The sequence below is a fragment of the Actinospica durhamensis genome (genome assembly GCF_018139695.1).
Classification (GTDB): domain Bacteria; phylum Actinomycetota; class Actinomycetes; order Streptomycetales; family Catenulisporaceae; genus Actinospica; species Actinospica durhamensis.
The window spans coordinates 23,998-33,073 of sequence record NZ_JAGSOG010000079.1 but is presented as its reverse complement, the minus strand read 5'-3'; the positions used below and the strand labels follow the sequence as shown (position 1 = coordinate 33,073).

9 protein-coding genes and 1 pseudogene are annotated in these 9,076 nt (G+C 70.5%); 4 read left to right on the top strand and 6 right to left on the bottom strand.

The annotated features are described in order from the left end of the window. The 3 genes and pseudogenes from KDL01_RS17290 to KDL01_RS17280 all read right to left on the bottom strand — a co-directional run. A pseudogene (locus KDL01_RS17290) lies at positions 1-328 on the bottom strand (amino acid transporter); the annotation flags it as partial. A 291-nt stretch (positions 329-619) separates the two neighbouring features. Beyond that, the gene (locus KDL01_RS17285; RefSeq protein WP_212529544.1) at positions 620-1,147 is read right to left on the bottom strand and encodes a mycothiol transferase; all 528 of its coding nucleotides are present in this window, start codon (positions 1,145-1,147) and stop codon (positions 620-622) included. Positions 1,148-1,274: 127 nt separating this feature from the next. Further along, the gene (locus tag KDL01_RS17280) at positions 1,275-1,592 is read right to left on the bottom strand and encodes a hypothetical protein (RefSeq protein ID WP_212529543.1); all 318 of its coding nucleotides are present in this window, start codon (positions 1,590-1,592) and stop codon (positions 1,275-1,277) included. A gap of 264 nt (positions 1,593-1,856) precedes the next feature. Here KDL01_RS17280 and KDL01_RS17275 point away from each other — a divergent pair, with 264 nt between their 5' ends. Further along, positions 1,857-2,138, top strand: a complete 282-nt coding sequence (locus KDL01_RS17275) for a hypothetical protein (protein WP_212529542.1) — start codon at positions 1,857-1,859, stop codon at positions 2,136-2,138. Positions 2,139-2,429: 291 nt separating this feature from the next. Continuing rightward, entirely contained in the window at positions 2,430-3,008 is a 579-nt protein-coding gene (locus KDL01_RS17270) for a dihydrofolate reductase family protein (RefSeq protein WP_212529541.1), read from the top strand. 14 nt (positions 3,009-3,022) lie between these two features. On the opposite strand, the gene KDL01_RS17265 is transcribed toward KDL01_RS17270, so the two are convergent. Further along, positions 3,023-3,856 (bottom strand): alpha/beta fold hydrolase, encoded by an 834-nt coding sequence (locus KDL01_RS17265; protein WP_212529540.1) that lies wholly within the window; start codon positions 3,854-3,856, stop codon positions 3,023-3,025. Positions 3,857-3,970: 114 nt separating this feature from the next. Here KDL01_RS17265 and KDL01_RS17260 point away from each other — a divergent pair, with 114 nt between their 5' ends. Then, on the top strand, positions 3,971-4,567 hold the full coding sequence (locus KDL01_RS17260; protein WP_212529539.1) for a TetR/AcrR family transcriptional regulator: 597 nt from the start codon (positions 3,971-3,973) through the stop codon (positions 4,565-4,567). Here KDL01_RS17260 and KDL01_RS17255 read toward each other — a convergent pair. Continuing rightward, positions 4,549-5,019 (bottom strand): Dps family protein, encoded by a 471-nt coding sequence (locus KDL01_RS17255; protein ID WP_212529538.1) that lies wholly within the window; start codon positions 5,017-5,019, stop codon positions 4,549-4,551. The two genes, KDL01_RS17260 and KDL01_RS17255, sit on opposite strands and share 19 nt — an antisense overlap. Before the next feature lie 5 nt (positions 5,020-5,024). Further along, a complete protein-coding gene (locus tag KDL01_RS17250; protein WP_212529537.1) occupies positions 5,025-5,852 on the bottom strand; it encodes an alpha/beta fold hydrolase in 828 nt (275 codons plus the stop codon). 172 nt (positions 5,853-6,024) lie between these two features. Here KDL01_RS17250 and KDL01_RS17245 point away from each other — a divergent pair, with 172 nt between their 5' ends. Continuing rightward, complete coding sequence (locus KDL01_RS17245; RefSeq protein ID WP_212529536.1) at positions 6,025-8,853, top strand: helix-turn-helix transcriptional regulator; 2,829 nt, start codon at positions 6,025-6,027, stop codon at positions 8,851-8,853. The last annotated feature ends 223 nt before the right edge of the window (positions 8,854-9,076 follow it).

Genomic DNA, 9,076 nt, shown 5'->3' with positions numbered 1-9,076 from the left:
GTGTATAAGACAAAGCGCCCATCCACCCCGTCTTGGGCCCGAACACCCGTGCACCCCAGACGAAGGTCGTGCCGCAGTCGGGATCGATCTCGTTCAAACCCTGGTACCCATAGGCGACGAACAGCATCGGCACGAACGCCAGAAGCATGATGATCGGCGCCTGAGGCCCGACCGTGGACGAGACGAGCCCGAGCGAGGCCGCGAGACTGTACGCGGGCGCAACCGAGGCCGTGGCGATGACGATGCTGGAGGTCAGGCCCAGGGCGTTCGCCTTGAGTCCCTTGCCCTGCGCGGGAGTCTGGTCCGGAATCGCGGCGGCCGCCGACACGCAGGGCTCCTCTCGAAGGGATGCACCGAGTCTGCTCCCACTATGCCTTCGGAACCGCAGGTCAGCAGCCGCAGTGAGGCGAACCGAGTGATCTCTGGCGCATACGGGTGAAGCCGGCAACATCCCCGTCGTCATGCTCCGGCACACGCGGATGGCATCGGAACTTGGGACGCCTGCGCTCTGCGGGTCGCACCCGACGATCACCCGAATACCGTGGGCGCGGCGCCGACACCGAGGACCATCTCGACACTAGGCTGCGCGGCGGCGGGACTACCGCCACGCCGACCTGCCTCAAGACCCGGATTCCTGCTCGCGTTCGAGTACCCCGCGCACGTACTGCGCCTGGCCGACGTGCATCAGCGTGTCCTGTAGGACGCTGACCAGCCGGACGCCCAGGCTGACCGCCGGATCCCAGGAGCGGTCGACGATCCGGTCGTAGTCCGCGTCCCGCAGGCCACGGACGTAGCCGACCGTCTGCCGGTGGACCGCGTCGTGGTAGTCGAGCAGCAGCTTCACGTCCTCGACTTGGACGGCACCGACCTCCTCGCTGGTTTGGCCGTAGCCGACCGCCCTGTCGTCGAACGGCAGGCCGAAGCGCTCGGCCCAGCCCTCAACGAGCCAGACCTGCTCGAGACCGGCGGCGTCCGCGACGTGGTCATCCTGAACCCGCGTCAGATGCCAGACCAGCCAGGCGATGGAGTTCGCGGCGGGATCGATGCGGCGCGTCACCTGCTCGCCGTCGAGGCCCTCGACCGCCGCGTGGACGGCCTCCTGGACGCGTCCGAAAGCATCCGTCAGCAGTTCCGCGCCCGTGCTCATCGCTGCTACTCTCCTGTGCTTCATCGGGTCATCTCAACCCCCGTCCACTAACGTAACGCATCAGGGTGCACTCACAGGCATTCATCCCTCACCCAACACGCGACACTCACGTGGCACGGCAGTTCTCCTATGTGCGGCGCAACCAACGCGGTTCAGGGAACATCAACTCCATGACCTCGCGCCCGTAGAGCAACTGCTCCCTGAGATAGTGCACATACGGCACAGCAGCGGCCTCAGCGAGCCGGCGGATCTTCTCGCTGCTCAGCGAGTCGGCGCTGACCTTGGCCAGACAGCATCCCTGCGCATCCAGCAACAACAGCCGATGCACGCTGAAGGGGCTCGCCCCGGGCGGTCTGCGGGATTGTGGGATCTGGTACTTGCCGTATGCGAGCTCAGGAAGGGACGGCGGGAGCCGGTGCGCATCGAAGAGCACGATTTCAGCCACCGCCAGCGGCGCCCGACCCAGGCGCCGGTGTGTGGGCTCGCGAGCGGTGAGCACAGGTAGACGACGGGTCGGGACACCATGCCGGCGCCATGTACCCAGCTCGATGACGCCTCGATCCAGCTCTACCCAGGTGCCGGAATCCCGATTCCCGATCTCCACACGATCGCGGTTGGAGCCGGCGGTGCGGCCCGCACGACGCGGGCGGTACTCATCGGACGGGGCGAACCGGCCAGAGGCACCTAGATTTATGTCTAGGTCAGCTGATTGATCTGGCATCCCGGCCCGCTGCTGGGTCCGACCCACGAGTACCAACAGCTCACCGACACGTTCGGCCCGTCGAGCCCCGGCGGCGCCAACGAGACGGCCAAGGCGCTCGAATCTCTCCGCGGATTCCCCAAGCCCCGACACGGCACCCTCGCCGCCGGCTTCAAACCCTCCGCTGCGCTCACCCACCCCGGCCGCCTCCTACACCGCCGCCACGCGGCCACGGTCGGGCCATTCCGGCCCACGCGGCCCGACACCGGTCGCATCTTCCGCGAACCCTGACACGGCAATTCCCGCCCGCGTCGGCTCGCACACCCCACCGTCGCGCACATCGAAGCCACGGTGAACCAGGCGAACCCTTCCTCGGAGGCCCGCCTGAGCCCACCGCGTCCCACCGCGGCGTGCCACGCGCTCGCCCGCCTGCCGTGCTGGCATGCTGGCCGTTGTCACAGCCCGGCCGCGGTCGGCTCGCATCCGGGACGGTACGGATACCAGGAGCCCGGCGGCGATGAGTTTCACCGTGGCCTGCCGCGTGTGTCCACGGACCGATCGACCGCAGCCGAGGAGAGCATCATGAGCGCCACGTACACCTTCGACGTCTTCTCCAGCCTCGACGGCTTCGGCAGCGTCAGCTCAGGAGACTGGGGCGGCTACTGGGGCAAGCAGGGCCCCGAGTTGCTCGACCACCGGCTGGCGCTGTTCGCCGAGGACCAGCGGATGGTCTTCGGCGCGCAGACGTATCGGCTGTTCGTGCAGTTGCTGACGTCGGGCGACGATGAGGCCGTGAGCGACCCGTGGGTCACCCGGATGCGGAACATGCCGGCGACGGTGGTCTCCTCGACCCTCGAGGGCCGCCTTGACTGGCCGAACGCGACCATCGCGCGCGGCGACGCCGTCGACATCGTCGCCCGACTCAAGGAGGAGTCCGACGTGCCGCTGCGTTCGCACGGCAGTCTGGCGCTCAATCGGGCCCTGATGGCGGCCGGTCTGGTCGACCGGGTGCAGGTGACACTCTTCCCGGTGATCACCGGTCAGACCGGGGACTCCCCGATCTTCGCCGGCGCGGCGGATTTCGACCTGGAACTACTCGAGACCCGGACGCTGGACGGCCACATCCAGGAGCTCGTCTACCGGCCCACCCTGCACCCCTGAGTCCGCCAGCCAGGTCAGCGGTCGAGGAAGGCGGCGACGTCGGCCGCGAACTGCTCGTGGTGCTGGAACAGGAAACCGTGCGCGGCGTCCGGGTAGATCTTCACCGTGGCGTCGGGCAGCAGGCCGGCGAGCAGGTGCGAGTAGCGGGGCAGGATCATCGGGTCGCTGTCCCCGTTGGCGACGAACACCGGCTGGGTGATGCCCTGCACCCGCTGGAGCAGCGCGTGGTTCGGGATCCCCCAACGGGTGACCGCGTCGTACTGCGCGACGGCGGTGGACCAGGTGGCGGGGGCGTCGTGGCCCTCGGTGCGGGTGCCGAAGACGCGGCCTGCGGCGGTGGCGTTCTCGGGCCGGGTGAAGAAGATGCCCACGTACCCCTCGGCCGACGCCGTCTCTCCCCCGACGGCGGCGACGACCTGCGGCGACCAGCCGTGCATTCCGGATGCGCCCTGCGGAGCCGAGGAGGCCAGCACGACGCGCCGCACCAGGTTCGGGCGGATCAGGGCGATCTCCTGCGCGACGAAACTGCCGAGGGAGAAGCCGAGCAGGTCGACGGAGCCCAGGTCGAGTGCGGCGATGAACGCGATGGCGTCCTCGGCCATGGCCGTCACGGTGTCCGGCGTGGTGCCGGTGGTGGCGCCCACACCGCGGTTGTCGAACGTGATGACCCGGCGCCCGGCGGCCAGGACGTCGATGAGGGCGGGGTCCCAGTTGTCGAGGTTGCCGCGGAAGTGCTGGAGCAGCACGAGCGGCCGCTGCGCGCCGTCCTCGCCCAAGTCACGGTAGGCGTAGGTCACGCCGTTCGCGGCCTCGACGGTCTGGGTCTTGATCGTGGCGTACGTGTTCATGGTGGCTCTTCTCGTTCTCGAGGGATCGGCTCGCGATCCCGTTTAGATTATGATCATAATCTATTACACTGGTGTCTGGTAGGCAAGCCAGACCGTTCGGCACCGGAGGACACGATGAGGCGCTCGCAGGAGCACAAGGACGAGACGCGGCGCAAGATCCTCGACTCGGCCGGGCGGCTGTTCAAGGCCGAGGGCATCGACGGCATCGGCATCGCGGGCCTGATGGGCGAGGCGGGATTGACCAACGGCGCCTTCTACAAGCACTTCGCGTCGAAGGACGAGTTGGTGGCCCACGCCGTCGCCGACCAGCTCGAGCACCAGCAGCAGCTCGTCGACGCCCTGCCCCCGGGTCGGGCCGGCATCGAAGAGTTCGTCCACCACTACCTGTCCGCCGAGCACTGCGGCGACCTCGCCCAAGGCTGCCCGTCCGCGGCACTGCTCGACGAGATCGGCCGCTGTACCGGCGAGGCCAGGCAGGCCTACACCGATGGACTCGCCGGGCTGATGGACGCGCTCGCGCGGCGTCTGGCGCCCCACGACCCGGATGCCGCACGCACCGCCGTCACCACCGCGTTCGCGATGATGGCCGGCAGCGTTCAGATCGCCCGGGCGATCACCGATCCGGCCGCGGCCGACGCGCTGCTCGAGCGCGCCGCCGTGACCGCTCTGGAGCTGTTCGACGCCGTGGCCGGTCAGGCCGGGCGTGCATGATGCTCGCCCGCGGTGTGGGCGCGGATGAACCAGCGGAGCCTTTCCAGCTCTCTTAGTTGGCCGATCAGCAGATCCTCGGTCACCGGGTCGATCCCTCCCACCGCGGCGGTCGCCGCCCGCGTGCCGTCGACGACCCGGGTGTAGACGGCGTCGAGAGCGCGCAGGTGCGTGAGAGCGTCGGCACGCTCGACGCGGTAGTCCTCCCAGGTACGCTCGGCGACCAGGGCGCCGGGAGTGCCCCGGGCCACGGTGCCGAGTGTGGCGATGCGTTCGGCGACCTCGTCGGTCATCGCCCGCACCGAATCCGCGTGCGCGTCGAGCATCTCGTGGACGGCGACGAACTCGGGTCCGAGGACGTTCCAGTGGGCGTGTTTGAGCGTCAGCTGCATGTCGTTGAGTGCGTGCAGGCGGGCTTGGAGCAGTTCCGCCGGGGCTGGTTGGCGCGTCGTCATGTCGCCTACTTCGCCAGGAAGGCGAGCAGGTCCTCGTGCAGCCGCTCCTTGTACGGGGCGACCGACATCAGACCGTGCGGGGCGCCCGGATAGACCTTCAGTTCCGCGTCGGCCAGCAGCTCGACCGCCTTCTCGGCCGCCGCGACGATCGGCACGATCTGGTCGTCGTCGCCGTGGATGAGCAGGGTGGGGACCTCGATGCACTTGAGGTCCTCGGTCAGATCCGTCTCGGAGAACGCCTTGATGCAGTCGAAGGCGCCCTTGACACCGACCTGCATGCCCCAGAGCCAGAACGCGTCGAGGATGCCCGGGGAGACGTTCGAGTCATCGCGGTTGGCGCCGTAGAACGGGGCGCTCAGGTCCCGGTAGGACTGCGACCGGTCGGTCAGCACGCCGTCCCGGAGGGCGTCGAACACCTCGAGCGGCAGGCCCTCGGGGTTCTCGGCGGTCCGCAGCATCAACGGCGGGATGGCGCCGACCAGCACCAGCTTGGAGATCCGGGCCGCGACCCGGCCCGCGGCGGTCCGGGTGACCTCGCCGCCACCGGTGGAGTGGCCGACCAGCACGGCATCGTGCAGGTCGAGCGCCTCGATCAGCTGGCTGAGATCCTCCGCGTAGGTGTCGAGGTCGTTGCCGGACCAGGTCTGGGCGGACCGCCCGTGCCCGCGGCGGTCATGGGCGATCGCCCGGTAGCCGCGCGAGGCGACGAGGGCGAGTTGCTCGTCCCAGGCGTCCGCGTTGAGCGGCCAGCCGTGGCTGAAGACCACAGGGCGACCCGATCCCCAGTCCTTGTAGAAGATCTCGGTGCCGTCGGACGTCGTGAAGAACGCCATGCTCTCCTCCTGGTGGTGATGTGTGCAGGCGGACGTGATCGCCGCCGATGACCAGCCTGTCTGGGCACGACGGCCTGCCGCATCAGTCGAGTGACTGGGTTTGAGCCGTGGGGACGGCGCGAGGGCACTGGTAGCCTCTGGAAGATCATTCCGGAGCCGGAAAGCAGGGACCGTGGCGAAAGGGAGCAGATCAGAGGGCGGCACGGGCCGAATCGTCGGCCGAACCGCGGAACTCGAGCGGGTCGGTCGATTCTGCGAGCACGCGGACGGCGAGCCGAACCTGCTCGTCCTCGTCGGGGACGCGGGCTCGGGCAAGAGCACGCTGCTGGATGCGGCCGCGGACCAGGCGCTGCGCCGCGGCACGCGCGTGGTGCGCTTCACCGGCTACCAGGGTGAGCAGGAACTGGTCTTCGGCGCACTGCACGAACTGCTCAAGCCCTTCCTGCTCGAGACGGACCGGCTGCCCGAGGCGCAACGAAATGCCCTGTCGCGCGCCTTCGGCCTCGACGTCCCGGAGACGGCGCAGCCCGGCCAAGAGCGGCTGCTGATCGCTCTGGCCGCCTGGGAACTGTGGGTGAACGCGGCCGACCGGCAGCCGCTGCTGCTGGCGGTGGACGATCTGCAGTGGATCGACGCCGCCTCCCTCGACGTGCTCTGCTTCGCGCTGCGCCGGACCACCGGGCGGCCGGTGGCGATGCTCGCCGCGTCCCGGCGGCCCGACGTCGTGGACCTGCGCGAGCCACTGTGCGCGCGGCTGCCGGTGTCTGCGCTGAGTGTGCGGGACGCCGAGGAACTGTTGGACCGCCAACCCGTGCCCCCGCGCGGTCTCGTGCGCGGCCGGCTGCTGTTGCAGGCGGGCGGCAATCCGTTGGCGCTGGTGGAGCTGGCCGCGTCGGCGGCGCGCCAGGGCTCTGTCGGGCGCTCGCCCTGGGCAGAGCGGAACGCGGACGTGCCCATGACCGCGCGGCTGGAGGCGCTGTACGCGGCGCGGCTGCCCGATCTGCCCGCCGCCACCCGGGCCGCGCTGCTGCTGGCCGCCGCCGCAGACAGCGGCGAGACCTCGCCGGACTCCCCCGCCGTCCTCGCGTCTGCGGATCCGGCCCGCGCTGCCGAGGTCTGGCAGCCCGCCGAGGAGGCCGGGCTGGTGCGGATCGAGCACGGCAGGGTCCTGTTCCGCCATCCGCTGGTGCGTTCGGCGGTCTATCAACGCGTCTCCTTCGCGCAGCGGCGCCAGGCGCATCTGCGGCTGGCCGAGGCGTGCGCGGCCGACCCGGACCGGCGCGCTCACCACCTCGCCGCCGCGACCCTCGACCCGGACGAGCTGGTCGCGCAGGCCCTGCTGGAAGCGGCCGCCCGGGCCCGGCGCCGGGGCGGGTTCGCCGTCGCCGCCACAACGCTCGAGCGCGCCGCGACGCTCAGCCCGGACACGCGGGACCGGCTGCTGCGGCTCGCAGAAGCCTGCGAAACGGCCACGTTCGCGGTGGATCCCGAGCTGGTCGAGTCGCTGGCCTCGCGGATCGTCGCGGCCACCGAGGATCCGGAGCTGCTGCGCCGCGCCGCGCTGTGCTCGGCTTGGGCGCTGGCGGCCACCGCCCAGCCGGGCGCCGCGGTGGAGCAGATGCTCACGCTGGCGGCCTCGACGGTGCACGGCGATCCGGCGATCGCCATCCAGGCCCTGAGCAAGGCCGCCATCGCGATCTACTACACCGGCGACGAGGCCGGCCGCACCCGGGCACTCGCCCTGCTCGCCCGAATACCCTGGGACGCCGGGAATCCGCTGGCCCAGATCTGGGCCCGGGCGAGCTGCGGCCCGCTCACAGAGCGCGAAGCCACCGTCAGAGCCCTGCGAACGATCGCCGAACGCCCCGGACTCGACGCGGACGAGTTGCTCACCCTCGGCGGCGCCGCGCTGACCCTCGACGAGACCGCACTGGCCGTCACGGCCCTGAGCACCGTCGAGGGCTACGAGCGGGCCACCACGGGCTCGGTCCCCAATCCGACCCTGGGTCACGCGCTGGCGGCCGCCCAGTTCGCGGCCGGGGCGTGGGACGCCGCCGCCACCTCGGGCCGCCAGGCCCGCAGCCGGGCGGAAGAGCTCGGGCTCGACGTGGCCCGGCGGTCCGCCGCGTACGTGTGCGCGCTGGTCCACGTCCATCGCGGCGAAGTGGCCGAGTCCCGCGCCTGCCTCCAGGCCGCCCTCGCCGACCAGGACCTCTCCCGGGCCCGCGGCCTGGACGCCCGCTGCCGGGCGGTGCGCGCCGCGATCGCTGCCGCCGAGGGCGAGTACGTGCTCGAATACGAGATTCTGTTCGGTCTGTTCGCGCCGATGCTGGATCACGGTGCGGATACCGGGACCGGCCCGCTGCACTTCCACGCCGCCTACTACGCACTCGGCGACCTGGCGGCGGCAGGCGCGCGGGTGGGCGAGACGGCGCAAGCCCGGTCGATACTGTCCGCGGCGCGTCGCATCCTCGCGGGCCAGGCATCCGCACGGCTCGAGGCCCAGCTCGAACGGGCCGAGGCGTTGCTGAGCGCGGACGCCGAAGCCGAGCGGCACTTCCAGGCCGCACTCGGCGTCCCGGGCGCGCCCACGTGGCCGTTCGAACAGGCGGTCACAGCCCTCGAATACGGCGAGTGGCTCCGCCGCAGGCGTCGCACGATCGACGCGAAGGCCCAATTGATCCGAGCCGCCGCAACGTTCGAACAACTCGGGGCCCGCCCCTGGTCAGCCCGCGCCACGGCCGAACTGCGCGCCTGCGGCGTGGCCGCGAGCAGCCCGACCGAGGGAACGCCGGTCGAAGCAGCCACCCAACTCACGCCGCAACAACTGCAGATCGCCCGGCTCGCGGCCACCGGCCTGACCAACCGCCAGATCGGCGAGCAACTGTTCATCTCGCCCAGAACCGTCAGCTTCCACCTTTACCAGGCCTATCCGAAACTCGGCGTAGCCAGCCGAAGCCAGCTGCGAGACGCGCTCGGGCCGGTTGATCGGGCCGGTTGATCGGGCCGGATGCTCGGGCCGGATGCTCGGGCCGGATGCTCGGGCCGGATGCTCGGGCCGGATGAGCTGCTCCCCCGCCGCCAGCTTGGATATCCGTGACCGGGCACCGTCTTCCGATCGAACCGGGTGTCCCGAATAGTCAAGTGCCTGTCACCTGGCGTCAAACGCCGGGCGCCGATGACGGCCTAGGGTGACGATGCGCCGCTCGAACGCACGACCACTC